Annotated in this window: 19 protein-coding genes; 12 read left to right on the top strand and 7 right to left on the bottom strand. The window is 65.3% G+C overall.

What is annotated here, in order from left to right; translation table 11 throughout:
• Nucleotides 1–102: 102 nt before the first annotated feature.
• Nucleotides 103–2,400 carry a TonB-dependent receptor gene (locus ACNFBT_RS18605; RefSeq protein WP_416751823.1) on the bottom strand — a complete coding sequence of 766 codons (2,298 nt, stop codon included), beginning with the start codon at nucleotides 2,398–2,400 and terminating at the stop codon, nucleotides 103–105.
• A 202-nt stretch (nucleotides 2,401–2,602) separates the two neighbouring features.
• Here ACNFBT_RS18605 and ACNFBT_RS18600 point away from each other — a divergent pair, with 202 nt between their 5' ends.
• The 3 genes from ACNFBT_RS18600 to ACNFBT_RS18590 all read left to right on the top strand — a co-directional run bounded on the left by ACNFBT_RS18600 (nucleotide 2,603) and on the right by ACNFBT_RS18590 (nucleotide 5,977).
• Nucleotides 2,603–3,283: a Fe2+-dependent dioxygenase gene (locus tag ACNFBT_RS18600; protein ID WP_416751821.1), complete on the top strand. Its 681-nt coding sequence runs from the start codon at nucleotides 2,603–2,605 to the stop codon at nucleotides 3,281–3,283.
• Between the two features lie 6 nt (nucleotides 3,284–3,289).
• Nucleotides 3,290–4,072 carry a tetratricopeptide repeat protein gene (locus ACNFBT_RS18595; RefSeq protein ID WP_416751819.1) on the top strand — a complete coding sequence of 261 codons (783 nt, stop codon included), beginning with the start codon at nucleotides 3,290–3,292 and terminating at the stop codon, nucleotides 4,070–4,072.
• 102 nt (nucleotides 4,073–4,174) lie between these two features.
• A complete protein-coding gene (locus ACNFBT_RS18590; protein WP_416751817.1) occupies nucleotides 4,175–5,977 on the top strand; it encodes a phosphoethanolamine transferase CptA in 1,803 nt (600 codons plus the stop codon).
• 587 nt (nucleotides 5,978–6,564) lie between these two features.
• Here ACNFBT_RS18590 and ACNFBT_RS18585 read toward each other — a convergent pair.
• Nucleotides 6,565–7,728, bottom strand: a complete 1,164-nt coding sequence (locus tag ACNFBT_RS18585) for a type III PLP-dependent enzyme (RefSeq protein ID WP_416751815.1) — start codon at nucleotides 7,726–7,728, stop codon at nucleotides 6,565–6,567.
• 623 nt (nucleotides 7,729–8,351) lie between these two features.
• On the opposite strand from ACNFBT_RS18585, the gene ACNFBT_RS18580 reads away from it, so the two are divergent.
• On the top strand, nucleotides 8,352–9,935 hold the full coding sequence (locus ACNFBT_RS18580) for a peptide chain release factor 3 (protein WP_416751813.1): 1,584 nt from the start codon (nucleotides 8,352–8,354) through the stop codon (nucleotides 9,933–9,935).
• A gap of 270 nt (nucleotides 9,936–10,205) precedes the next feature.
• Here ACNFBT_RS18580 and ACNFBT_RS18575 read toward each other — a convergent pair whose 3' ends face one another.
• Nucleotides 10,206–11,219 carry a succinylglutamate desuccinylase/aspartoacylase domain-containing protein gene (locus ACNFBT_RS18575; protein ID WP_416751811.1) on the bottom strand — a complete coding sequence of 338 codons (1,014 nt, stop codon included), beginning with the start codon at nucleotides 11,217–11,219 and terminating at the stop codon, nucleotides 10,206–10,208.
• Between the two features lie 91 nt (nucleotides 11,220–11,310).
• Between ACNFBT_RS18575 and ACNFBT_RS18570 the strand changes: the two genes are divergently transcribed.
• The gene (locus tag ACNFBT_RS18570; RefSeq protein ID WP_416751809.1) at nucleotides 11,311–11,934 is read left to right on the top strand and encodes a TetR/AcrR family transcriptional regulator; all 624 of its coding nucleotides are present in this window, start codon (nucleotides 11,311–11,313) and stop codon (nucleotides 11,932–11,934) included.
• A gap of 138 nt (nucleotides 11,935–12,072) precedes the next feature.
• Here the strand turns inward: ACNFBT_RS18570 and ACNFBT_RS18565 are convergent, their stop codons facing one another.
• From ACNFBT_RS18565 to ACNFBT_RS18550, 4 genes are all read right to left on the bottom strand, one after another.
• Complete coding sequence (locus ACNFBT_RS18565; protein WP_416751807.1) at nucleotides 12,073–12,822, bottom strand: ABC transporter permease; 750 nt, start codon at nucleotides 12,820–12,822, stop codon at nucleotides 12,073–12,075.
• A gap of 13 nt (nucleotides 12,823–12,835) precedes the next feature.
• Nucleotides 12,836–13,546 (bottom strand): ABC transporter permease, encoded by a 711-nt coding sequence (locus ACNFBT_RS18560; RefSeq protein WP_416751805.1) that lies wholly within the window; start codon nucleotides 13,544–13,546, stop codon nucleotides 12,836–12,838.
• A gap of 73 nt (nucleotides 13,547–13,619) precedes the next feature.
• Nucleotides 13,620–14,405 (bottom strand): transporter substrate-binding domain-containing protein, encoded by a 786-nt coding sequence (locus tag ACNFBT_RS18555; protein WP_416751803.1) that lies wholly within the window; start codon nucleotides 14,403–14,405, stop codon nucleotides 13,620–13,622.
• Between the two features lie 69 nt (nucleotides 14,406–14,474).
• Complete coding sequence (locus ACNFBT_RS18550; protein WP_416751801.1) at nucleotides 14,475–16,532, bottom strand: aminotransferase class I/II-fold pyridoxal phosphate-dependent enzyme; 2,058 nt, start codon at nucleotides 16,530–16,532, stop codon at nucleotides 14,475–14,477.
• A 295-nt stretch (nucleotides 16,533–16,827) separates the two neighbouring features.
• Between ACNFBT_RS18550 and arnB the strand changes: the two genes are divergently transcribed.
• Genes arnB through arnF form a run of 7 tightly spaced genes read left to right on the top strand, consistent with a single transcriptional unit; the run spans nucleotide 16,828 to nucleotide 24,311 of the window.
• Entirely contained in the window at nucleotides 16,828–17,967 is a 1,140-nt protein-coding gene (gene arnB, locus ACNFBT_RS18545) for a UDP-4-amino-4-deoxy-L-arabinose aminotransferase (protein ID WP_416751799.1), read from the top strand.
• 7 nt (nucleotides 17,968–17,974) lie between these two features.
• Complete coding sequence (arnC, locus tag ACNFBT_RS18540; RefSeq protein WP_416751798.1) at nucleotides 17,975–18,982, top strand: undecaprenyl-phosphate 4-deoxy-4-formamido-L-arabinose transferase; 1,008 nt, start codon at nucleotides 17,975–17,977, stop codon at nucleotides 18,980–18,982.
• Nucleotides 18,979–21,003: a bifunctional UDP-4-amino-4-deoxy-L-arabinose formyltransferase/UDP-glucuronic acid oxidase ArnA gene (arnA, locus tag ACNFBT_RS18535; RefSeq protein WP_416751796.1), complete on the top strand. Its 2,025-nt coding sequence runs from the start codon at nucleotides 18,979–18,981 to the stop codon at nucleotides 21,001–21,003. The genes arnC and arnA overlap by 4 nt, the downstream gene beginning before the upstream one ends.
• Nucleotides 21,003–21,887, top strand: coding sequence for a 4-deoxy-4-formamido-L-arabinose-phosphoundecaprenol deformylase (gene arnD / locus ACNFBT_RS18530; RefSeq protein ID WP_416751794.1), 885 nt, complete (start codon nucleotides 21,003–21,005; stop codon nucleotides 21,885–21,887). Before arnA ends, arnD begins: the two co-directional genes overlap by 1 nt.
• Nucleotides 21,884–23,530: a lipid IV(A) 4-amino-4-deoxy-L-arabinosyltransferase gene (gene arnT / locus ACNFBT_RS18525; protein ID WP_416751793.1), complete on the top strand. Its 1,647-nt coding sequence runs from the start codon at nucleotides 21,884–21,886 to the stop codon at nucleotides 23,528–23,530. The genes arnD and arnT overlap by 4 nt, the downstream gene beginning before the upstream one ends.
• Nucleotides 23,527–23,871 carry a 4-amino-4-deoxy-L-arabinose-phosphoundecaprenol flippase subunit ArnE gene (arnE, locus tag ACNFBT_RS18520; RefSeq protein WP_416751791.1) on the top strand — a complete coding sequence of 115 codons (345 nt, stop codon included), beginning with the start codon at nucleotides 23,527–23,529 and terminating at the stop codon, nucleotides 23,869–23,871. Before arnT ends, arnE begins: the two co-directional genes overlap by 4 nt.
• Complete coding sequence (gene arnF, locus ACNFBT_RS18515) at nucleotides 23,868–24,311, top strand: 4-amino-4-deoxy-L-arabinose-phosphoundecaprenol flippase subunit ArnF (protein WP_416751789.1); 444 nt, start codon at nucleotides 23,868–23,870, stop codon at nucleotides 24,309–24,311. The genes arnE and arnF overlap by 4 nt, the downstream gene beginning before the upstream one ends.
• The last annotated feature ends 13 nt before the right edge of the window (nucleotides 24,312–24,324 follow it).

Raw genomic sequence — 24,324 nt, 5'->3', positions numbered from 1 at the left:
CTCGCAAATGCAGCCGTCTTTTACAACCTTTACCCAGGGCTTACACAAACAAAAACCCCGGCCGAGGAACGTCGGCCGGGGTGGTTCGCCCGCAGGCGAGCCTTAGAAATGGAAGTTCGTAGACAGCAGCACGGTGCGGCCCGCCGCCTGGGTCGCGTAGTGCGAGGCATAGGCCTTGTCGAAGTACTTCTTGTCGAAGACGTTCTGCACGTTGAGCTGGAAGTCGACGTTCTTGCTCAGCTTGTAGGCGGCCATCGCGTCGTAGCGCCAGTAGTCCGGGACGTACATGGTGTTGGCCACGTCGCCATACACCTTGTCGACGTAGAAGGTGCCGCCGCCGAGGGTGGCGTTGGGCAGGACGTCGTAGGTGGTCCACAGGCTGAAGCTGTTCTTCGGCGTGTTGGGCATTTCGTTGCCATCGTTGGACGGCACGTTGGCGGTGATGTTGCCGTTGCGGCCAGTCTTGCCGGCTTTCACCAGTTCGCTGTCGAGGTAGCTGTAGCCTGCGAAGACCTTCCACTTGTCGGTCAGCTTGCCGCTGGCGGTCAGCTCCAGGCCGTCGACGCGGGACTGGCCGGCGTTGTCGTAGGTCTGCGGCGCCACCAGGATCTTGGCGTTGTCCTTGTCGGTGCGGAAGATCGCGCCGGTCAGCTCCAGGCGCTCATCCAGGAAGTTCCACTTGGTGCCGATCTCGTAGTTGGTGGTTTCTTCCGGCTCCAGGTTGTTCTTCACCGAGAAGGCGTCCACCGCGTTGGAGGTGTTGCCGTTGTCCAGCATGGCGCCCGGCGGCGTCGCCGAGGTGGCGTAGGACGCGTAGATGCTGCCGTTGGGCGCCGGCTTGTAGACCACGCCAGCCTGCCAGTTCCAGAAATTGGAGTTGTCTTCGAACTTGGTGGTGGGCGATACGCCGTGGTTCTTCGCGGTGGTCTGGAAGCTGTCGAAGCGCGCGCCGAAGTTGATCTGCCACTGCTCGTTCAGGTCGAGGGTGTCGAAGCCGTAGATGGCCTGAGTGGTGCCCACGGTGTTCATCGGCTTGTAGTTGCGGGTGATGCTGCCATTCCACGGATCGTGCGGATTGGGGTTTTCCAGGCTGGTGCAGTTGTAACCGCTGGGCGCGCCGACGATTCCCGGACGGCACTTGTTGGTGTTCAGGCCGGTGTTGGTGTCGACCGTGTAGCCATCGCGCTTGCTGTCTTCGCGGGAGAACTCGAGACCGGTGGTGAAGCTGTTCTTGAAGCCGGCCAGGTAGAACTCGCCGAACAGGTCGGTCTGGTTGGTCGCCGTGGTGGTGGTGCTGATGCGGTTGTTGTTGCGCCGCCACACGGTGCCGTTGTTGACGTTGCCCTGGCTGTCGTCGGGCTGCGTCATGATGTAGTCCTGGTGGCTGGTGCCGTACCGGGTGGTGTTGCGCAGGCTCAGGTTGTCGTTGAAGTCGTGCTCGAAGGTGATGGTGCTGGTGTCCACGCGGCTCTTGGAGAAGTCGCGGTCTTCCAGGCCGTAGTAGTTGTCGCGGTCGACGTTCACTGGCTTGTCGGGGTTGTGCTTGCTGCGGTCGGCGCTCTTGGCGTACGGGATGCCCGAATCAGGGGTGTCGTCGCTTTCCAGGTGGTAGTGGCTGACGGTGAGGCGGGTCGGGCCGTTTAGGCCGAAGCTCAGCGAGGGCGCGATACCCCAGCGGCTGGCGTCCACCGCCTGGCGACCGGCGACGTTCTGGTCGTGGGTCATCAGGTTCAGGCGGAAGGCGGCGTTGCCGTCGAGGAACTCCTGGTTGGTGTCCAGGGTGTAGCGGCGGGTCTGGTCGGAACCGTAGGTGAAGCTGCCGTCGGTGAAGTTGCCGGCCTTGGCCTGCTTGCTGATCAGGTTCAGGCTGCCACCGGCCGAGCCACGGCCGCCGAAGGCCGAGTTCGGGCCCTTGCTGACTTCGATCTGTTCCAGGTTGAACACTTCACGGGATTGCGCGCCGGTGTCGCGTACGCCGTCGACATAGGTGTCGCTCTGCGCGTCGAAGCCACGAATGAACGGACGGTCGCCGGTCGGGTTGCCGCCCTCGCCCGCGCCGAAGGTGATGCCCGGCACCGTACGCAGGGCATCCTGCAGGGTAAGCGCGCCGGTGTCCTTGATCACCTGCTGCGGCACCACGGTCACCGAGCGCGGCGTATCCAGCAGCGGGGCGGTGTATTTCTTCGACGCGGACTTCTCGACGTTGTAGGTCGTCGGGTCCTGCTGGGTGCCGACGACGGTATCGGCGTCCAGGGACAATACGTCCTGGCTCGGTTTCTTTTCCGAGGATTCGGCGGCATGGGCCAGGTGGCTGCCGGACATGGCGGTGATGGCGACACCGACGGCGGATGCCAAGAGGCGCGGCGTGTTGCCGGCGAGATCGGACGATTGGCGCGACATTGCGAATCCCTCCCCAGGGGCTCATGAAGGCCGCGCAATCTAGTGCAATTAAGAATTTATATCAATTACTAGGAATTATCATACGCAACTGATTTACAAGATTTACACTTTGTGACTGGCCGACGACAAAGAGTGATGGTTGTCGCTCAGTGTTGCAAATCATTATCATTGACAGCTTCTCAGGCACCGACGGAACAGTCCCATGCTGTTGCACATTCCCGGCATCTTCACCCGCGAGGAAGTGGCGCGTATCCGCGCCGCCCTGGAACAGGCCGAGTGGGGCGACGGCAAAGCCACCGCCGGGTACCAGTCGGCCCGCGCCAAGCACAACCTGCAACTGCCGCAGGACCACCCGCTGGCCCGCGAGATCGGCGAAGCCCTGCTGCAACGCCTGTGGAGCAACCCGCTGTTCCAGTCCGCCGCGCTGCCGCACAAGGTCTTCCCGCCGCTGTTCAACTGCTATACCGGCGGCGGCTCCTTCGATTTCCACATCGACAACGCCGTGCGCGACGTCCATGGCGGCCGCGAGCGCGTGCGTACCGACGTCTCCTCGACCCTGTTCTTCAGCGACCCCGAGGATTACGACGGCGGCGAACTGGTGATCCAGGACACCTACGGCACCCAGCAGGTCAAGCTACCGGCCGGCGATCTGGTGCTCTACCCCGCCACCAGCCTGCACAAGGTCAACCCGGTGACCCGTGGCGCGCGCATCGCTTCCTTCTTCTGGACCCAGAGCCTGGTGCGCGAGGACAGCCAGCGCGCCCTGCTGTTCCAGATGGACCAGTCGATCCAGGCGCTGACCCGCGACGTGCCCGAGCACCCCGCGCTGGTCGAGCTGACCGGTACCTACCACAACCTGCTGCGCCGCTGGGTGGATGTCTGACCACCCATGAGCTTCGTCCTGCGTCGCACCGAAGAAATCGCCGTTGACGAGCTCGACGGCCAGAACCCGCGCCAGGCCGCCCGGCTGATCCTCGCCGCCGCCCGCGACGGCGAACTGGAAGCCCAGGCGCTGCTCGGCCAGATCCTCCTCGACGGCCATGGCATCGAGAGCGACCCGACGCTGGCCAGGACCTGGTTCGGCATAGCCGCCGAACGCGGCCATGCCATGGCGCGTAACATGCTCGGCCGCTGCCTGGAGCACGGCTGGGGCGGCGCCGCCGATCCCGCCTCAGCCGCCAGCCACTACGCCATTGCCGCCAAGGCGGACCTGGACTGGGCGCTGTACAACCTGGCCAACCTGCTGGCCACCGGGCGCGGTGTCGAACGCGACGAGGCCCATGCCCTGGCGCTGTACCGCCGGGCGGCGGAGATGGGGCACGCCAAGTCGATGAACCTGGTCGGCCGCTTCTACGAGGAAGGCCTGGTGGTTCCTCGCGATACCGGGGCCGCCCATCGCTGGTACCGGCGCTCCGCCGAGGCCGGTGACTTCCGTGGCCAGTTCAGCCATGCCACGGTGCTGGCCGAGGCCGGCGACCTGGACGGTGCCCTGCCCTGGCTGGAGCGTGCGTTGCAGGGTGGCAACCTGAACTTCCTCCGGATCGCCCGCGAGCAACTGGCCCGCTCCCCCCAGGAGGCCCTGCGCCAGCTGGCTTACGCCTATTGCCAGCGCGCCGCCGAACTGGGCGATGAATCTGACAGAAGGCGTATGAAATCGCTGCGTCTAGCATAGGATCGTTGCAACTTGACGCATTCTTCACGTCACTCCTGTTAACCTCTCCGGCTTTTTCGGCTGCGGGATTGCAGCTTTCTATCCCGAATCGACGAGGCGTGTGTGTCTACCCCTATTTCCCCTTCTGCCCGTAAAGGCGTCGACTGGGCCGGCCTGGGCTGGCTGCTCCTGTTCTTCTGGTACTTCTCCGGCGTCACCCAACTGCTGATCCTGCTCAGCGGCACCACCGGCTTCGCCGGCTTCCGTGACGCCTTCTTCCTCAGCAGCCTGTGGCTCGCCCCGGTGCTACTGCTGCCGCGCTTCACCCGTGGGATTTCCGCGGTCATCGGCCTGGTGCTGTGGGGCGCCTCGCTGGTGGGCCTGAGCTACTTCGGCATCTACCGCCAGGAGTTCTCGCAGAGCGTCATCTTCGTCATGTTCGAATCGAACACCGCCGAAGCCGGCGAATACTTCAGCCAGTACTTCAGCCTCTGGCTGTGCCTGGCGCTGCTGGTCTACAGCGTGGTCGCGGTGCTGCTGTGGCGGCGCATCCGCCCGGTCACCCTGCCGCTCTACACCCGCATTCCGGTGGCCGTGCTGCTGGTGGTGATGAACCTGCTCTACCCCTTCTACAAGCAGATGGTCACCCAGGAGCGCAGCTTCGCCGAGGCGCTGGAAAAGGTGCAGCAGCGCATGGAACCGGCCGTGCCCTGGCAACTGGTCGTGGGCTATGCCCAGTACCGCCAGCAACTGGACAACATGCAGAAGCTGCTGGAGCAGAACGCCTCCCTGCCACCCCTGCAGAACCTCAAGGACAGCAGCGGCGAAGCGCCGCGCACCCTGGTGCTGGTGCTGGGCGAGTCCACCACCCGCGAGCACATGCACCTGTACGGTTACCCGCGCGAAACCACCCCGAACCTCGACGCACTGGCGGCGGCCGAGGGCCACAACCTGACGGTGTTCCAGAACGTGGTCTCGCCGCGTCCCTACACCATCGAGGTGATGCAGCAGATCCTCACCTTCGGTGACGAGCAGAACCCCGACAAGTTCCTCACCGATCCGTCGCTGATCAATCTGATGAAACAGGCAGGCTACAAGACCTTCTGGATCACCAACCAGCAGACGATGACCAAGCGCAACACCATGCTCACCACCTTCTCGCAGCAGACGGATGCGCAGTTCTACCTGAACAACCAGCGCAACCAGAACGCCAGCCAGTACGACGGCGTGGTGCTCGAACCCTTCGAGAAGGCCCTGCAGGACCCGGCGCAGAAGAAGTTCATCGTCATCCACCTGCTCGGCACGCACATGGACTACCGCTACCGCTATCCGGAGCAGTACGCCCAGTTCAAGGACCGCCAGGGCGTGCCCTCGGCGCTGTCCGACGACCAGGTGGAAACCTACAACTTCTATGACAACGCGGTGCTGTACAACGACTTCGTGATCTCCAGCCTGATCAAGCGCTACGCCGCGACCGATCCGAACGGCTTCCTGCTGTACCTCTCCGACCACGGCGAGGATGTCTACAGCTCGGGCAACCATGACCGTCTGGGCCGCAACGAAGGCGCCCCGACCCGGCCGATGTACACCATCCCGTTCATGGTCTGGACCTCGCCCAGCTGGCAGGCCGCGCACCCGCGCGACCTGCAGGCGGCCGCCAGCCGTCCGTACAGCAGCTCGCACCTGATCCATACCCTGTCGGATCTTGCCGGCCTGAGCTACGACCGCTTCGAGCCGGTCAAGAGCCTGGTCAGCGAGCAGTTCGCCGTGGCCCCGCGCTGGATCGGCGACCCCTACAAGAAGGACGGCCTGCACGAGTTCGACAAGCTGCCGCCGACCCAGGCCGCGCCGCAGCAGGAGATCGTCAAGGACTCCAAGTCGCCGGACACCGCGCAGACTCCGGCTGAGCAGCCCAACAAGGGTTGAGTCGGTCCTGACCATGAAAACGCCCCGCATTGCGGGGCGTTTTCATTTCTCGGTGCGATGGTCTTTCGTAGGAGATACATCTGCACACGGGACGGCCCTCACCCTAACCCTCTCCCAGGGGGAGAGGGGACCGTTCGGCGCAGGATGAAGTAGTAGTGTCAGCCGGCACGGTCTGCCCCCTCTCCCTCAGGGAGAGGGCCGGGGTGAGGGGAAGTGTCGGCACAGATTATCCAGAAGAAGACAGTTGCTCCTACGATGCTTTCTGGGTGATACCCCTTCGGGCCAGCGCAAGCGCTGTTCGCGATGAAGCCGCGTCCCGCGTTCGCGAGGATGACGTGTGCGGAGTATGGCGCATAACACCGTCACTCCCGCGAACGCGGGAGCCCAAAAGACACAGGAGCCATCAGACGCTCCTACGGAAACTGTCGGGTGCGGCCTCTTGTAGGACCGAGGGGGACGCCCAGTCCTTGCTCGCGAACAGAGGCACGCAGCGGAATCCATTCGCGAGCAAGCTCGCTCCTACGAAATGCAAACGCCAGATACGAAAAAGCCCCGCATCGCGGGGCTTTTTCATTCGAGCCTGAAGCTTACAAGTAGAACGCCTTCAGCGGCGGGAAGCCGTTGAATTCCACCGCGCTGTAGCTGGTGGTGTAGGCGCCGGTGGACAGCCAGTACAGGCGGTCGCCGGCGGCCAGGTTGAGCGGCAGGCCGTACTTGTAGTGCTCGTACATGATGTCGGCGCTGTCGCAGGTCGGACCGGCGATCACCACCTCTTCCAGCTCGCCCTGCTTCTCCACGTGGATCGGGAACTTGATGGACTCGTCCATGGTTTCGATCAGGCCGGAGAACTTGCCGACGTCGGTGAACACCCAGCGCTCCACGGCGGTGCGCGACTTGCGCGCCACCAGCACCACTTCGCTGACCAGGATGCCGGCGTTGGCGATCAGCGAACGGCCCGGCTCCAGGATGATTTCCGGCAGCTCGTCGCCGAAGTCTTCCTTGAGGAAGCGGATGATCTCTTCGGCGTAGGTTTCCAGGCTGTTGGTCTTGGCGATGTAGTTGGCCGGGAAGCCGCCGCCCATGTTGATCATCTGAAGCGTAATGCCGTCTTCTTCCTTCAGGCGCTCGAAGATGACCTTCACCTTGGCGATGGCCGCGTCCCACACGCCGATGTCACGCTGCTGCGAGCCGACGTGGAAGGACACGCCGTAGGGCACCAGGCCCAGGTCGCGGGCCAGCACCAGCAGGTCCATGGCCATGTCGGTCTGGCAGCCGAACTTGCGCGACAGCGGCCAGTCGGCGGAGGTGGAACCCTCGGTGAGGATGCGCACGTAGACCTTGGCGCCCGGGGCGGCCTTGGCGATGTTGCGCAGGTCGGCTTCGGAGTCGGTGGCGAACAGGCGCACGCCCTTCTCGTAGAAGTAGCGAATGTCGCGGGCTTTCTTGATGGTGTTGCCGTAGCTGATGCGCTCCGGGCCCACGCCGGTCTTCATCACCTTGTCCAGCTCGTAGATCGAGGCGATGTCGAAGTTCGAACCCTTGTCGCGCAGCAGCTCGGTGATCTCGGTGGCCGGGTTGGCCTTCACCGCGTAGTAGATCTTGGCGAAGGGGAAGCAGTCGGTCAGCTGGTCGTAGGCATCGGCAATGGTTTTCTTGTCGATGACGACGAAGGGGGTTTCCTGCTTGTCGGCAAACGCCTTCATGCGCTGGAAGGTTTCCGGGGCGAAGTAATCCTCGACCTTGATGGACATGGTTGGGACTCCAAATGGCAAAACACGCAATTGAAAAGAGGGATGGCCCTTAACTTTCGAGCCACGAACGCCTGATCAGTTTCCCCACTTTGGTTCGCCTACTTCCCAAGGCATGTCGCCGAGTATCACCGGTTCCAGTTCTCCAGGGCTCCCTGCCCCTGTCGGGGCGGCGGAGTCGCCGGGCCGGCAACCTCTCGTCGTCAGTACTTGAGCCGGATGGATCGTTTCCAGCATGAGCGTTCGGGCGCGAACTTTAGGACCACAGGCACCACAGATCAATCAAAAATTGCCGCTTTTTCATAACCCTTTGTCGCGATCCGGCGTTTCGTTTCAAATCCTTAACAAAACGTCATGAAATGCTGCACAGGCGCGGGTTTCAGGGGAATGACAGGCGCCGCCGACGGACCGTTTTCAGCCCGGATAAAGAGGTGATGGCGGACGAGTCGATAGCGCCGCCGGAATCCCCGGATTCGACTGCCGATCCACCTTTCTGGAGTGACCGCCAGGAGGGCACGCCAACCACCGGGTGCCCGGTGGCGCTGATCGGCCGGTCATTTCCCGTTATAATCCCGCGCTTTTGGGCCGATCCGGGCCCATCATCGATTCCAGCCAGGCACGCATCCATGACCCTCCAGGCCGCCGAAGTCGCCAAACGCCGCACGTTCGCGATCATCTCCCACCCCGACGCCGGTAAGACCACCATTACCGAAAAGCTCCTGCTGATGGGCAAGGCGATCGCCGTCGCCGGTACCGTGAAGTCGCGTAAATCCGACCGCCACGCCACCTCCGACTGGATGGAGATGGAAAAGCAGCGCGGCATCTCCATCACCACCTCGGTGATGCAGTTCCCCTACCGCGAGCACATGATCAACCTGCTCGACACCCCCGGCCACGAAGACTTCTCCGAAGACACCTACCGCACCCTGACCGCGGTGGACTCGGCGCTGATGGTCCTCGACGGCGGTAAGGGTGTAGAGCCGCGCACCATCGCCCTGATGGAAGTCTGCCGCCTGCGCGACACGCCCATCGTCAGCTTCATCAACAAGCTCGACCGCGACATCCGCGACCCCATCGAGCTGCTCGACGAGATCGAAGCCGTCCTCAAGATCAAGGCCGCGCCCATCACCTGGCCGATCGGCTGCTACAAGGACTTCAAGGGCGTGTACCACCTCGCCCAGGACAAGATCATCGTCTACGTGCCGGGCCACGGCCACGAGCGCATCGAGACGAAGATCATCGACAAGCTGGACTCGGACGAAGCCCGCGCACACCTGGGCGACCTCTACGAGAACTTCCTCGAAGAACTGGAACTGGTGCAGGGCGCCTGCCACGAGTTCGACAAGCAAGCCTTCCTCAACGGCGAGATGACCCCGGTGTTCTTCGGTACCGCGCTGGGCAACTTCGGTGTCGACCAGGTGCTCGACTGCATCGTCGATTGGGCTCCGCAACCGCTGGAGCGTGGCGCCCACGAGCGCACCGTCGCACCGACCGAAGAGAAGTTCTCCGGCTTCGTGTTCAAGATCCAGGCGAACATGGACCCCAAGCACCGCGACCGCATCGCCTTCATGCGCATCTGCTCGGGCAAGTACGAGAAGGGCATGAAGATGCGCCACGTGCGCCTGGGCAAGGACGTGAAGATCGCCGACGCCCTGACCTTCTTCTCCAGCGAGCGTGAGCAGCTGGAAGAGGCCTTCGCCGGCGACATCATCGGCCTGCATAACCACGGCACCATCCAGATCGGCGACACTTTCACCGAAGGCGAGGCGCTGGGTTTCACCGGCATCCCGCACTTCGCCCCGGAACTGTTCCGCCGCGTGCGCCTGAAGGACCCGCTGAAATCCAAGCAGCTGCGCCAGGGTCTGCAGGAACTGGCCGAGGAAGGCGCCACCCAGGTGTTCTTCCCCGAGCGCAACAACGACATCATCCTCGGCGCCGTCGGCGTGCTGCAGTTCGACGTCGTCGCCAGCCGCCTGAAGGAGGAATACAAGGTCGAGTGCGCCTACGAGGCGATCAACGTCTGGTCGGCGCGCTGGATCGAGTGCAAGGACGAGAAGAAGCTCAAGGAGTTCAAGGACAAGGCCATGGAGAACCTCTCTGTGGACGGCGGCGGCCACCTCACCTACCTGGCCCCGACCCGCGTCAACCTGAGCCTGATGGAAGAGCGCTGGCCGGACATCACCTTCCGCGCCACCCGCGAACACCACTGAGTTCGCTTCCATGAAAACGCCCGCCTTGTGCGGGCGTTTTCGTTTGCGCCCTGTATGTCCGCGATCGCGCCCACAGGGCGCTCCCACTGGGAGCGCTGCACTATCCCGTAGGGCGTACAACCGTTCGCGGTTGTACGTCGATGCACCCATCTCGACACATATCCCGTGGTTCGACCTGCCACGAATCCAACGCCATGGTCGACCCCGAGCGAACTCGGAACCAAGGTCAATCGGCGTATAACGCGGAGCGTTATACGCCCTACGCCTCGATTACGGATCGAGCGCGCCGGAGCTCCAGGTGCTCGAAGGTGCGCTGCCGGTGAGCTTGGCTGCGATGGCGCCCTGGGGGATCAGGCGATCGCGGTAGCGGGTCGCGAGGATGCCACTCTGCGGCGCGCGCAGGATATGCTCGCTGCTCGCATCACCAGGCCGGGCGACGATACGGCCGAATCGTTCGCCGGCCTCGATGCGCTCGCCCAGTTCGCGCTCGAACACCAGCACGCCGGCGGCCGGGGCGAACACGGTTTCCATGAAGCCGATGGGCGTGGCGACGCCTTTCCATTCCGGCACCGGCTCGGCGTCCGTCACCACGCCGCGCGCGCCGAGGAAGCGGTAGATGCCGTCCGCATCCTGCCGCGCCAGCGCATCGCTGACATCGCCCTGCCCGCGCAGCTCGACCGTGGCTACCAGACGCCCGTCGAAGCGCTGCTCGGCGAGCCAGGGCGCGATCACCACCTCCTCGAACGCACCATCGCTGTCGCCCTCCCAGATGATTGCCAGCTCTGCGCGCAGCGCCGCGGCGAGGTCCCGGCCGGCCGGCCAGAAACACTCGTGCAGGTAGACGTACTGCAGCGCCTCGTCGTCGGTGTGCAGGTCGAGCACGATGTCCGCCGGAGCAGCCAGTTCAGCCAGGTGCTTCTGCCACAGCGAGAGGTTATCCAGGGTACCGCGGGCGGCCGCCGAAGCCGGGAAGCCACGATTGAAATTGCGTGCGCTGGCATCGTGATGACGACCGAGGATGCGCCCCTGGCGGAACTGCCCGATGCCGATGGGATTAGCCTGCGGCACTACCGTCACGCTGCCGTTCAGCGCGCCGTTCTGTGCCGCCTCGCGCAGGCGCGGCAGCAGTTCGTGGAGCACCAGCATCCCGGCGATTTCATCGGCATGCACGCCTGCCTGCAGGTGCACCTTCGGTCCCGGTTTGCCACCGTCGATACGCCAGGCAAGCACGCGCAGCTCGGCACCGGAATCCCCGGGTACGCTGAAGGAAACGTCCTCGATCATATGTCCTCTCCTCTGTCCGAATCGCCCATGGAAATCTTCTTCGGCGCCCCCTAGTATCGGAGCCATTCATTCGCTGACCCGGACGGCCCCCTTGGATATGCCCCGCCAGAAAGCCCAGCGCGCCACCTCCGAGGAGCGTCGCGACCACCTGGTGCGCGCCTGCCTCAAGTGCCTGGTCGCCGACGGCCACGCGGGCATCTCGGTGCGCCGCATCGCCAAGGAAGCTGGCGTCGCCGTCGGCCTGGTGAACCACCACTTCGGCAGCATCGACGCCCTGGTCGCCCAGGCCTACGAAACCCTCGCCGGCGAAGTCACCCAGGCACTCTACGAGCAGGTCGATGCCGCTGGCGACGACCCCGCCGCACGCATGGAAGCCTTCCTCACTGGCTCCTTCTCGCCCCAGGTCCTGGACCCCGACCTGCTCAGCCCCTGGGTGGTGTTCTGGAGCCTGATCCGACACTCGCCGCCGGTGAACGACGCCCACGAGCGCGGCTACCAGAGCTACCTCACCATCCTGGAAAAACTCATCAGCGACCTCGCTGCTGCCGAGGGCTTCAGCGTTGCGCGTCCGCGCCTGGCCGCCATCGGCCTCTCCGCGATGCTCGATGGGCTCTGGCTGGAATGGTGTCTGAACCCCGCGACCTTCAGTGCCGCGGACGGTCTGGAGCTCAGCCGTTGCTGGGTAGAGGGGCTACGTCGCGGCGCCTACTCCTGACGATCTGCTGCGCGTCGGCTGGATGTCGTTGGGCGGCGCTCTCAGATGCTCATTTACTGGCGTAAACTCCGCTCCTCGAGCCCCCCGCCTAATCCAGCTCTAGCTCGCGAGATCGTAATGCGAGCCATAAATCCACAATCAAACCGCCGTACGCGGTCGCCGCTTGCCCAGCCAGGAACGCTGAGTCCTGCCCTGCGCCTCGCCGCGAATCGGCGTGCTGCGTTCCAGCACGGCGAAACCAGCCTCGATGATGAAGGTCAGACAGATGTAGATCGCCGCCACCAGCAGCAAGGGCTCATAGACGTTGAAGGTCTGCGCGCGCACCACGTTGGCCGCGCCGAGCAGGTCGACCACAGCGATGGTCGAGGCCAGCGCGGTGGACTTGAGCAGCATCACGCTCTCCCCCGCCAGGGTCGGCAACAGCAGGCGGATCGCCCGTGGCAGCCAGACGCGGTAGAGCACCAGCGTGTGGTTCATGCCGAATGCCGAAGCAGCCTCCAGCTCGCCACGCGGCACGGCCTTCAGACCGCCGCGCACCACCTCGCCGACATAGGCGCCCACCGAGAGGACAAGTGCGATGACGATGTACCAGAAGCCATCGCGCAGGTAGGGCCAGAGGAAGCTGCCGCGGATCAGCGGGAACTGCGCGAACAGGCTGCCCAGGCCGTAGTAGAAGATGTAGATCTGCACCAGCAGCGGTGTGCCGCGGATCACGCTGGTGTACGCCAGCGCCAGGCGCGCGATCAGGAAGTTGCGCGACATCCGCGCCAGCGCCACGCCCAGTGCCAGCGCGAAGCCCAGGATGGCGGAAATCAGCAGGATAACTAGGGTGGTGCCCAGCCCCTTGAGCAGCAGGGTGCCGTAGACGAATAGCCAGTGTTCGTTCATCGCCGTGCCTCGTTCAAACCGCCGGAATCCAGCGGCGGAAGCGCCGCTCCAGGTAGCCTGCGAACAGGTTGGAAAGCACGGTGAGCACGTAGTAGAGCGCCGCCGCGGTGAGGTAGAAGGTCAGGTAGTGCCGGGTGGAGCCTGCGGCCTGCTTGGCGGTGTAGAGCAACTCGTTGGTGCCCACCACGCTGATCAACGCGCTGTCCTTGATCAGGTTGACCCAGAGGTTGGCCATGCCGGCCAGCGCGTTGGGCGCCATGATCGGCAGGGTCACGCGGCGGAACAGGCCGAAGCCGTGCATGCCGTAGGCCCGCGCAGCCTCGATCTGCCCGTAGGGGATCGCCTGGATCGCGCCACGGAAGATCTCCGAGGCGTAGGCGCCCTGCACCAGGCCGAGCACGACGATGGCCACCATCATGCCGTTGAGCTTTACCTCGCCGTAGCCGAGCCAGGCGAAGAACTGGTTCAGCCCCATGGAGCCGACGTAGAACAACAGCAGGATCAGCAGCAGCTCCGGCACCGCCCGGCACAGCGTGGTGTAGCTGCGCGCGAGCATCGCCAGCGGCCGGGGTCCGCCGATCTTGGCGCTGGCCGCGGCCAGGCCGATCAGCAGGCCGACCAGGAAGGCGCCGACGGAAATCTGCAGGGTGACCAGCAGCCCCTTGAGCAGGGCCGGGCCCCAGCCGGTGGGGCCAAAGCCGATCAGGTCGAAGATACTTTGCATGGCACTCTCCACGACAGGAGCTGACTCGCGTGCCCGCGCACCGGGGAAGCCGGCGCGCAGGCGTGCAACGGCGTTACTGCTTGGGTGCGACGCTCATGCCGAAGTACTTGTCCGATAGCGCCTTGTAATCGTCGCTGGCGAGCAGCTTGCCGATGGCTTCGTCCATCTTCGCCTTCAGCGCGGTGTCGTCCTTGCGCATGCCAGCGCCGACGCCACGACCGAACAGCGGGTCGTACTTCACTTCACCCTTGTTGACGATGCCGGCAGCCTGGGCATCCGGCGACTTGACGAAGGACGCCACGGCGATGCCGTCGGCCATCATCAGGTCGATGCGCCCGGCCACCAGGTCGGCATTCACCGAGTCCTGGGTGTCGTAGTAGCGCACGTCGGCGATCTTCTCGTAGTACTTCTTCAGGTAGTTGGAGCTGACCGTGGAGATCTGCACGCCGATGGTCTTGCCCTTCAGGCCCTCGGGGCTGATCTGCAGGTCCGCGGCCTGGGGCGCGGCCACGGCGACCGGGGTGTCGTAATAGGGGCGGCTGAAGGCGATCTGCTTCTCGCGCTCCTCGGTGATCGACAGGGAGTTGAAGATCACGTCGATCTTCTTCGCCAGCAGCGCCGGGATGATGCCGTCCCAGGCCACTTCGTCGATCTCGCAGGTGGCTTTCATCTCGGCACAGACCTTGTGGATCAGGTCCGGCTCGAAGCCGACCCAACTGCCGTCAGGCTGCTTCTGCGAGAAGGGCGGATAGGGTTCGGCGGCCAGGGCGAAACGAATCGTCTCGGCCTGCGCGCTTACCGCGCCGGCCATGAGCATCGTTGCACCCACCACCCAGTTGCACAGACCTTTCTTGTTCATCGTGATCCCCTGCCTTGTTTTCGATTGTTATGGGTCACGCTTATCGATGCGCCGACTGCGCGGCATCGGTCAGCGATTCTGGTGCGCGTTGACGAACTGCCGGCAGCGCTCGCTGCGCGGCCGCGAGAAGACTTCCTCAGGCGTGCCTTCTTCTTCGATCAGCCCCTTGTGGAGGAACGCCACGTGGCTGGAAACATCGCGAGCGAAGGCCATCTCGTGGGTGACCAGGATCATGGTCCGCCCCTCCTCGGCCAACGAACGGATCACCCGCAGCACTTCGCCCACCAGTTCCGGGTCCAGCGCCGAGGTCGGCTCGTCGAACAGCATGACCTTCGGCCGAACCGCCAGCGCGCGGGCAATCGCCACCCGCTGCTGCTGGCCACCGGACAGGAAGGCCGGATAGGTGTGGCGCTTCTCCGCCAGGCCGACGCGCTCCAGCAGGGCCTCAGCGCGCTCGCGGGCCTCGGCCTTGCTCTCGTGGAGGACGAAGGTCGGCGCCTCGATCAGGTTCTCCAGCACGGTGCGGTGCGGCCACAGGTTGAAGTTCTGGAACACCATGCCCAGCTGCGAGCGGATGCGGGTCAGCTGCTTCTGGTCGGCCACCATCGGCTCGCCCTGGCGGTTCTGGGTCAGGCCGATGGTCTCGCCGTTGACGGTGACCGTGCCCTGGTTGGGAATCTCCAGCATGTTGATGCAGCGCAGCAGGGTGCTCTTGCCCGAGCCGCTGGCGCCGATCAGCGAGATCACCCCGCCCTCGCGGGCCGACAGCGACACGCCCTTGAGCACTTCGAAGTCGCCGAAGCGCTTGTGGATATCACGGACTTCGATAACCGGCTTGCCAGCAGGCTGCTGCGGCTCTTGTAGGGGCGAGCTTGCTCGCGAACCCGCCTCTGCACCGGGAACATCAAGGGCGTTCGCGAGCAAGCTCGCTCCTACAGGGGCAGACTTTGCATTCGCCGGAAGGGATTCGACAAACCGGATGATCCGCGCACAAGCCTCGGCCATGCTCTCGTCGCTCAGGCCAAAGGACAGCCGCACGAAACCTTCCGCCTGCGGGCCGAAAGCCGCCGCGTCCAGCACCGAAACGCCGGTGGCGTGGAACAGCTGCCAGGAGAAGTCCAGCGAACTCAGCCCGGTGTCGCGCACGTCCACCAGGACGAACATGCCGGCCTCGGGCTTGAGCACCCTCACCCGAGGGCAATCGCTCAACGCGGCGACCACCAGATCGCGGCGACGGCGATAGATCTCGCGCATCGACGACACCACCTCGTCGTGCCGCTCGACGGCCACCCGCGCGGCTTCCTGAACGAAGCCCGGCAGGCCGTAGAACATGTTCAGCGCGAGGTTTTCCAGGTGCCCGACCAGCGTCGGGTTGGCCACGACCCAGCCTGTGCGCCAGCCGGTCATGGCGTGGGACTTCGACAGGCTGCCGATGCTCAGGGTGCGCTCGGCCATGCCCGGCAGGGCGGCGAAACTCTGGTGCTCGCGCTCGAAGGTCAGGCCCTCGTAGACCTCGTCGACCACCACCCAGAGATCGTGGGCGCGGGCCAGCTCGGCGATGGCCAGCAGCTCCTCGCGGTTGAGCACGACGCCGGTGGGGTTGTTCGGGTTGGCGAAGAAGATCGCCTTGGTACGCGGGGTAATGGCGGCGGCCAGATCGCCGGCTTCGGGGCGGAAGCCGTTGCCTGCACGGGTCGGCACCGGCACCAGCACGGCGCCGGTGGACTTCAGGGTGGCCTCGTAGGTGACGTAGACCGGGTCGAAGACGATCACCTCATCGCCCGGCTCCAGCAGGCACATGGCAGCGGCGAAGAGGCCGTTCTGCGCGCCGGCGACGACGATGACGTTCTCGGCCGTCACCGCCTGGCCGCATCGTCGTTCGTGCAGGGCGGCGATGGCCTGGCGCAGCTCCGGGCGCCCGGCCACGTCGCTGTAGTGGGTGTCGCCAGCGCGCAGCGAGGTGACGGCGGCCTCGGTGATGAAGTCCGGCGTGGCGAAGTCTGGATCGCCAACGCTCAGGACGATCACATCCCGGCCTTCGCGCTGGGCGGCGATGGCCGCGTAATGAATGTCCCAGGCGGCAACGCCGGGTCCGACCATCCTGTCCACGAGCGACGAATAACGCATGCGAGAACCTCATCCGAATGACGGAATGCCTGACAGGTATTGGAATTGTTGTCTGTCAGAACGTGAGGCCAACATACGTCAGGAATGAACAAGTGTTCAACAGCGATTACCGACATTCAGATGTCGTTTTCAGAATGCTCCCAGCATTTCCCCGCCTTGGCTCGGATAGGCTATGCGATCCTCCCGGCGAGCCCGATTACAGTTTCACCACAAGCACTTAACGGGTTCTTAACGTATCCCCGGCTACCTTTCCTACACTCAAGTAGCGCGGCCCAGGCCCATCAGGACTCATAACATGGACATGAACTTCCTCCCCTTCTCCCGCCCCAGCATCGGCGACGAGGAGATCCGGGCGGTCAATGAGGTGCTGCGTTCGGGCTGGATCACCACCGGCCCGCGGAACCAGGAACTGGAACAGCGCTTCGCCCAATCCATCGGCTGCAAGCACGCCGTGGCACTGGCGTCGGCCACCGGCGGCATGCACATCGCGCTGCTCGCGCTGGGCATCGGCCCGGGCGACGAAGTAATCACCCCGTCGCAGACCTGGGTGTCCACCGCCAACATGATCTGCCTGCTGGGCGCCACCCCGGTGTTCGTCGACGTCGACCGCGACACCCTGATGACCGACGCCGCGCGCATCGAAGCCGCGATCACGCCGCGCACCCGCGCCATCATCCCGGTGCACTACGCCGGCGCCGCCGCCGACATGGACCCGATCAACGCGCTGGCGCAGCGCCATGGCATCGCCGTGATCGAGGACGCCGCCCACGCCGCCGGCACCCGCTACCGTGGCCGCCCGGTCGGCCAGACCGGCACCGCGATCTTCTCCTTCCATGCGATCAAGAACATGACCTGCGCCGAGGGCGCCATGTTCGTCACCGACGACGATGCCCTGGCCGATCGCGTGCGCATGCTCAAGTTCCACGGCCTGGGCGTGGACGCCTACGACCGCCTGACCCACGGCCGCAAGCCGCAGGCCCAGGTGATCGAGCCCGGCTTCAAGTACAACCTCTCCGACATCAACGCCGCCATTGCCCTGGTCCAGCTCGGTCGCCTGGAAGCGATCAACGCGCGCCGCGCCGAACTGGCGGCGGCCTACCAGGAACGCCTGGCCGGCCTGCCGGTGGAACCCCTGGCCCTGCCGGACTATCCGCAGCACCACGCCTGGCACCTGTACATCCTGCGCATCGACGCCGAACGCTGCGGCATCGACCGCGATGGTTTCATGCAGGCCCTGCAGCAGCGCGGCATCGGCACCGGCATCCACTTTATCGGCAGCCACCTGCACAGCTACTATCGCCAGCGCTTCCCCGACGTCAGTCTTCCCAACACCGAATGGAACTCGGCCCGCCTGTGCTCCATCCCGCTGTTCCCCGACATGACCACCGACGACCTCGACCGTGTCGTGGAAGCCATCGAAACCATCACCCGGTAACGCCATCGTGAAACCCTATCCGATCAACCTCGTGTCCATCGTCATCCCGGTGTACAACGAAGAAGCCAGCCTGCCCGAGCTGCTGCGCCGCACCAGCGCCGCCTGCGACAAGCTGGGCCGCGACTACGAGATCATCCTGATCGACGACGGCAGCCGCGATGGCTCGGCCGACCTGCTCCTGGAAGCGGCCGAGGCCCCGGGCAGCCACGTCGTCGCGGTGATCCTCAACCGCAACTACGGCCAGCACGCGGCGATCATGGCCGGTTTCGAAGAGTGCCGGGGCGACGTGATCATCACCCTCGACGCCGACCTGCAGAACCCGCCGGAAGAAATCCCGCGCCTGGTGGAAGAAGCCGCCAAGGGCTACGACGTGGTCGGCAGCGTGCGCCAGAAGCGCCAGGATTCGGCCCTGCGCCGCTGGCCGTCGAAGCTGATCAACCTCGCCGTGCAGCGCTCCACCGGCGTCGCCATGAGCGACTACGGCTGCATGCTGCGCGCCTACCGCTCCAGCATCGTCAAGGCGATGCTCGCCTGTCGCGAGCGCAGCACCTTCATCCCGATCCTGGCCAACAGCTTCGCCCGCCACACCACCGAGATCATGGTCGCCCACGCCGAGCGTGAGCACGGCGAATCGAAGTACGACTTCATGCGCCTGATCAACCTGATGTTCGATCTGGTCACCTGCATGACCACCACCCCGCTGCGCCTGCTGTCGCTGGTGGGCGGCGCAATGGCGGTGGCCGGCTTCAGCTTCGCGTTGCTGCTGGTCTTCCTGCGCGTGATCTTCGGCGCCGCCTGGGCCGGCCACGGCACTTTCGTGCTGTTCGCCGTGCTGTTTACCTTCACCGGTGTGCAACTGGTGGGCATGGGCCTGCTCGGCGAGTACCTGGGCCGCATGTACAACGACGTGCGCGCCCGCCCGCGCTTCTTCATCGAGCGCATCGTCCGCCAGCGGACCGTGCTCGAAACCCGCACAACCACCCCTTCTTCTTCTCTCGAGTCTCTCCAGCCATGACCCAGCAGACCATCGTCTTCGCCTACCACGACATCGGCTGCACCGGCATCGAAGCGCTGCTCGCCGCCGGCTACCAGATCGACGCTGTCTTCACCCATGCCGACGACCCGCAGGAAAACCGTTTCTACGGCTCCGTCGCGCAACTCTGCGCGCGCCATGGCATTCCCGTGCACGCCCCGGAAGACGTCAATCACCCGCTGTGGATCTCGCGTATCCGCGAACTGCAGCCGCGCTTCATCTTCTCGTTCTATTACCGCAACCTGCTCGGTGAAGAGCTGCTGGCCTGCGCCTCCGAAGGCGCCTTCAACCTCCACGGCTCGCTGCTGCCGCGCTACCGTGGCCGCGCCCCGGCGAACTGGGTGCTGGTCAACGGCGAGACCGAGACCGGCGTCACCCTGCACCGCATGGTCAAGCGCGCCGACGCCGGCGCCATCCTCGCCCAGCAGCGCGTGGCGATCGGCGCGGACGACACCGCCCTGATCCTCCATGGCAAGCTGCGCCAGGCTTCCCGCGAACTGCTGGACGAAGCGCTGCCCAAGCTTTCCAAGGGCGAGCTGAGCGAAGTCGCGCAGGACGAGTCCCGCGCCAGCTACTTCGGCCGCCGCACCCCCGCCGACGGCGCCATCGACTGGCAGCGTCCGGCCCGCGAACTGCACAACCTGGTCCGCGCGGTCACCCAGCCCTACCCCGGCGCCTTTGCCCCCGTGGGCGATCGCAAGCTGATCGTCTGGAGCTCCCGCGTCGCCAGCGGCAACAACGGCCAGGCCCCCGGCTCGGTGCTCAGCGTCGATCCGCTGCGCATCGCCTGCGGCGAAGACTCGCTGGAAATCCTCTCCGGCCAGCAAGGCGACGCCGGCCTGTTCCTCGCCGGTCCGCAACTGGCCCGCGAAATGGGCCTGGTGGAAGGCTCGCGCCTGTACGGCGCGGCTCGCAAGGCCAAGCGCAAGACCCGCGTACTGATCCTCGGGGTCAACGGCTTCATCGGCAACCACCTGTCCGAGCGCCTGCTGCGCGACGGCAACTACGAAGTCTACGGCCTGGACATCGGCTCCGACGCCATCGAGCGCCTGCGCAGCAACCCGGACTTCCACTTCGTCGAAGGCGACATCAGCATCCACACCGAGTGGATCGAGTACCACATCAAGAAGTGCGACGTGGTCCTGCCGCTGGTGGCCATCGCCACCCCCATCGAGTACACCCGCAACCCGCTGCGCGTGTTCGAGCTGGACTTCGAGGAAAACCTCAAGCTGGTCCGCTACTGCGTGAAGTACAACAAGCGCGTGATCTTCCCCTCCACCTCGGAGGTGTACGGCATGTGCACCGACGCCAACTTCGACGAAGACAAGTCGAACCTGGTGGTCGGCCCGATCAACAAGCAGCGCTGGATCTACTCGGTCTCCAAGCAACTGCTCGACCGCGTCATCTGGGCCTACGGCCAGAAGGGTCTGAAGTTCAGCCTGTTCCGTCCGTTCAACTGGATGGGCCCGCGCCTGGACCGTCTGGATTCGGCACGCATCGGCAGCTCCCGCGCCATCACCCAGCTGATCCTGCACCTCGTTGAAGGTACCCCGATCCGCCTGGTGGACGGCGGCGCGCAGAAGCGCTGCTTCACCGACGTGGACGACGGCATCGAAGCGCTGGCCCGCATCATCGACAACGAAGGCGGCCGCTGCGACGGGCAGATCGTCAACATCGGCAACCCGGACAACGAAGCCAGCATCCGCCAGCTGGGCGAGGAGTTGCTGCGCCAGTTCGAAGCCCACCCGCTGCGCGACAACTTCCCGCCCTTCGCCGGCTTCCGCGAAGTGGAAAGCCGCAGCTTCTACGGCGACGGCTACCAGGACGTGTCGCACCGCAAGCCGAGCATCGAGAACGCCCGTCGCCTGCTGAACTGGGAGCCCACCGTCGAACTGACCGAGACCATCGGCAAGACGCTGGACTTCTTCCTGCGCGAAGCCCTCGCCGAACGCGAAGGCGGTGCAGCACACGCCGTGCCGCTGAAAAACAAAAGCATCGCGTAATGCAGGCAGGACTGCGTATCGATGTGGATACCTACCGAGGCACCCGTGAAGGGGTGCCTCGGCTTCTGGACCTTCTCGACGAAGCCGGTATCAAGGCGACCTTCTTCTTCAGCGTCGGCCCGGACAACATGGGCCGCCACCTGTGGCGCCTGATCCGCCCGCAGTTCCTCTGGAAAATGCTGCGCTCCAACGCCGCCGGGCTGTACGGCTGGGACATTCTCCTGGCCGGCACCGCCTGGCCGGGCAAACCCATCGGCCGCGACCTCGGCCACCTGATGCGACGCGCCAGTGAGGCCGGCCATGAAATCGGCCTGCATGCCTGGGACCATCACGGCTGGCAGGCCAACGCCGGGCGCTGGAGCCCGCAGCAGCTGGTGGAGCAGATTCGCCAGGGTGTCGACACCCTCGCCGACATCATCGGCCAGCCGGTGGAATGCTCCGCCGCCGCGGGCTGGCGGGCCGACGAGCGCGTGGTCGAGGCCAAGGAACGTTTCGGCTTCCGCTACAACAGCGATTGCCGGGGTACCGCGCTGTTCCGCCCCCGGCTCGACGATGGCCGCATCGCTACGCCGCAAATCCCGGTAGACCTGCCGACCTTTGATGAAGTGGTGGGGCCGCAGGTGTCCGGCGCCGATTTCAACGACTTCATCCTCCAGCGCTTCCGCAAGGACGCGCTCAACGTCTACACCATCCATGCCGAGGTAGAAGGGATTCTCATGGCTGAGACTTTCCGTCAGTTGCTCGGGCGCGCCCGACAGGACGACATCCAGTTCCAACCCCTGGGCCGGCTGCTGCCGGACAACCCCGCCACCCTTCCCGTCGCCCGCCTGGTGCGTGGCGAACTGACCGGCCGCGAAGGCTGGTTGGGGGTGCAACAGGCATGAAGCGCCTCGCCTATCCGACGCTGCTGGCGGCGTTCGTGCTCTGCATCCTGTTGCCACTGTGCTTCCACGGCCTGTGGATTCCCGACGAAACCCGCAATGCGCAGATCGCCCAGGCCATGGTGGAAAGCGGCGACTGGGTGTCACCGCACCTGCTGGGCCTGCGCTATTTCGAGAAGCCCACCGGCGGCTACTGGCTGATCGCCGCGAGCCAGGCGGTGTTCGGTGAAAACCTGTTCGGCGTGCGCTTCGCCTCGGCCCTGGTCACCGCCTTCAGCACCCTGCTGGTGCTGCTGGTGGCCCGGCGCCTGTGGAACGACCCGCGGCGCACCTGGGCTGCGGGGCTGCTGTACGCCAGCTTCGGGCTGATCGCCGGGCAGGCCGGCTACGCCAACCTCGACCCGCAGTTCACCCTCTGGGTGAACCTCAGCCTCGCCGCCCTCTGGTTCGCCTTCGACGCCGCCACGCCACGGGGACGCATCGCCGCCTGGAGCCTGCTTGGCGCGGCCTGCGCCATGGGCCTCATGACCAAGGGGTTCCTCGCCCTGCTCCTGCCGGTGATCGTCGGCCTGCCCTACGCACTGCTGAACCGGCGCTTCATGGAGCTGCTGCGCTACGGTCCGCTGGCCGTGCTGGTGGCTGTCCTGGTGTGCCTGCCCTGGGCGCTGATGATCCACGCCCGCGAGCCGGACTTCTGGAACTTCTTCTTCTGGCACGAGCACATCCGCCGCTTCGCCGGCGAAGACGCGCAGCACAGCCGGCCCTTCTGGTTCTTCGTGCCGCTGCTGTTCGCCAGCGCCCTGCCCTGGGCCGTACTGGTGATCCCCGCGCTGCGCAACGGTTTCAGCCGCCTGCGTGATCCGCGGACGGGCTTCCTGCTGCTCTGGTTCCTCATGCCGTTCCTGTTCTTCAGCCTGAGCAAGGGCAAGCTGCCGACCTACATCATGCCGTGCTTCGCGCCGCTGGTCCTGCTGATGGCCGACACCCTGACGGACGCCCTGCAACAGGGCCGCCAGCGGATGCTGCGCATCAACGGCGCGCTCAACCTGCTGATCGGCCTGCTCGCCCTGATCGCGCTGGTAGTCATCCAGCTGCGCCGTCCGATCTACCTGGACGAAACGCCCAGCGTGCTGATGGTCGGCATCGTCTGCATCTCCTGGCTGGTCTGTGGAGCACTGCAACTGATGCGCCCGGCCCGCCTGTGGGCCGCACCGGCGTTCGCCCTGTGGATACTGGTCGCCCTGCTGCCCGCGGCCATGCCCAATCACATGGTCAACAGCAAGATGCCCGACCAGTTCGTCCTCGAACACCTGGATGAGCTGCGCGCTGCCGACAGCCTGCTGAGCAACGACCTCGGCGCGGCCACCGCGCTGGCCTGGCGCACCGGGCGCAGCGACGTCAACCTGCTCAATACCGTGGGCGAGCTGAAGTACGGACTTGGCTATCCCGAGGGCGCCGGCCGCAGCATCCCCCTGGAGGACGCCCAGGCCTGGATCGCCCAGGCCCGCGCCAAGGGCTCCGTCGGCGTGCTGCTGCGGGTCAACGGCGCCAGCGACGAGGAAGACCTGGCGCAGATGCCGAAGGATGCCGTCAGCTTCCGCCAGAACTACCTCGTCGTGCTGCTGATCCCGAAGGCGGCGCCATGATCGCCCTGCTGCTGGCCAGCGTGTGCCTGCTGACCTGCCTGGGGCAGATCGCGCAGAAGCTCGCGGTGGAAAGCTGGCGTGGCCGTGAACTCGACTGGCTGAAGCAGTTGCTCAGCCCCTGGCTGCTGCTGGCCATCGCCTGCCTGGGCAGCGGCCTGCTGCTCTGGCTGTTGCTGCTGCAACGCCTGGACGTGGGGCTGGCCTACCCGATGCTCAGCCTGAACTTCGTGCTGGTGACCTTTGCCGCACGGGCGCTGTTCCACGAGCACATCGACGCGCGCCACTGGTGCGGCGTCGGTCTGATCGTCGCCGGCGTGGCCCTGCTGGGGCTGCAATCATGAGCGTCGGACGCGGCATCGGTCTCGCCCTGGGCAGCGTCCTGCTGGTCAGCGGCGCACAACTGGGCATGCGCTGGGGCATGACGCGCCTGCCTGCGCCGACGCAGTGGCTCGACGCAATCGGGAGCCTCGACCTGGCCGCCCTGGCGGTGCTGGCCGGCGCGGTGCTGGCCTATGCACTGTCGATGCTGTGCTGGCTGATCGCCCTGAACCATTTGCCGCTGAGCCGCGCCTACTCGCTGCTCAGCCTGAGTTATGCCCTGGTGTACCTCGGCGCCGCCTGGCTACCGGGCCTGGGCGAACCCTTGAGCCTCGCGCGCACGCTGGGCGTCGGCCTGGTCATCGCCGGTGTGATCACCATCAACGCACCGCGTCGCGGCAACGGAACAAACGTCATGAAATCCGGCGACCCTCGCCGCCACAAAATCACACAGTTCGAATGACCCCATACTGGTC

The sequence above is a fragment of the Pseudomonas sp. NY15181 genome (genome assembly GCF_048068055.1).
Classification (GTDB): domain Bacteria; phylum Pseudomonadota; class Gammaproteobacteria; order Pseudomonadales; family Pseudomonadaceae; genus Pseudomonas.
Note: the sequence above shows the minus strand (reverse complement) of the source record. Positions and strands in the feature narration are given on the sequence as shown.

What these genes read in the sequence shown, in the direction of transcription:
- arnA (WP_416751796.1), top strand. Translation starts at nt 18,979, where the DNA reads ATGACCCAGCAGACCATCGTCTTCGCCTACCACGACATCGGCTGCACC.
- ACNFBT_RS18565 (WP_416751807.1), bottom strand. Translation starts at nt 12,822, where the DNA reads ATGAACGAACACTGGCTATTCGTCTACGGCACCCTGCTGCTCAAGGGG.
- ACNFBT_RS18550 (WP_416751801.1), bottom strand. Translation starts at nt 16,532, where the DNA reads ATGCGTTATTCGTCGCTCGTGGACAGGATGGTCGGACCCGGCGTTGCC.
- ACNFBT_RS18560 (WP_416751805.1), bottom strand. Translation starts at nt 13,546, where the DNA reads ATGCAAAGTATCTTCGACCTGATCGGCTTTGGCCCCACCGGCTGGGGC.
- ACNFBT_RS18555 (WP_416751803.1), bottom strand. Translation starts at nt 14,405, where the DNA reads ATGAACAAGAAAGGTCTGTGCAACTGGGTGGTGGGTGCAACGATGCTC.
- arnB (WP_416751799.1), top strand. Translation starts at nt 16,828, where the DNA reads ATGGACATGAACTTCCTCCCCTTCTCCCGCCCCAGCATCGGCGACGAG.
- ACNFBT_RS18605 (WP_416751823.1), bottom strand. Translation starts at nt 2,400, where the DNA reads ATGTCGCGCCAATCGTCCGATCTCGCCGGCAACACGCCGCGCCTCTTG.
- arnT (WP_416751793.1), top strand. Translation starts at nt 21,884, where the DNA reads ATGAAGCGCCTCGCCTATCCGACGCTGCTGGCGGCGTTCGTGCTCTGC.
- ACNFBT_RS18585 (WP_416751815.1), bottom strand. Translation starts at nt 7,728, where the DNA reads ATGTCCATCAAGGTCGAGGATTACTTCGCCCCGGAAACCTTCCAGCGC.
- ACNFBT_RS18600 (WP_416751821.1), top strand. Translation starts at nt 2,603, where the DNA reads ATGCTGTTGCACATTCCCGGCATCTTCACCCGCGAGGAAGTGGCGCGT.
- ACNFBT_RS18575 (WP_416751811.1), bottom strand. Translation starts at nt 11,219, where the DNA reads ATGATCGAGGACGTTTCCTTCAGCGTACCCGGGGATTCCGGTGCCGAG.
- arnE (WP_416751791.1), top strand. Translation starts at nt 23,527, where the DNA reads ATGATCGCCCTGCTGCTGGCCAGCGTGTGCCTGCTGACCTGCCTGGGG.
- ACNFBT_RS18580 (WP_416751813.1), top strand. Translation starts at nt 8,352, where the DNA reads ATGACCCTCCAGGCCGCCGAAGTCGCCAAACGCCGCACGTTCGCGATC.
- arnD (WP_416751794.1), top strand. Translation starts at nt 21,003, where the DNA reads ATGCAGGCAGGACTGCGTATCGATGTGGATACCTACCGAGGCACCCGT.
- ACNFBT_RS18595 (WP_416751819.1), top strand. Translation starts at nt 3,290, where the DNA reads ATGAGCTTCGTCCTGCGTCGCACCGAAGAAATCGCCGTTGACGAGCTC.
- arnF (WP_416751789.1), top strand. Translation starts at nt 23,868, where the DNA reads ATGAGCGTCGGACGCGGCATCGGTCTCGCCCTGGGCAGCGTCCTGCTG.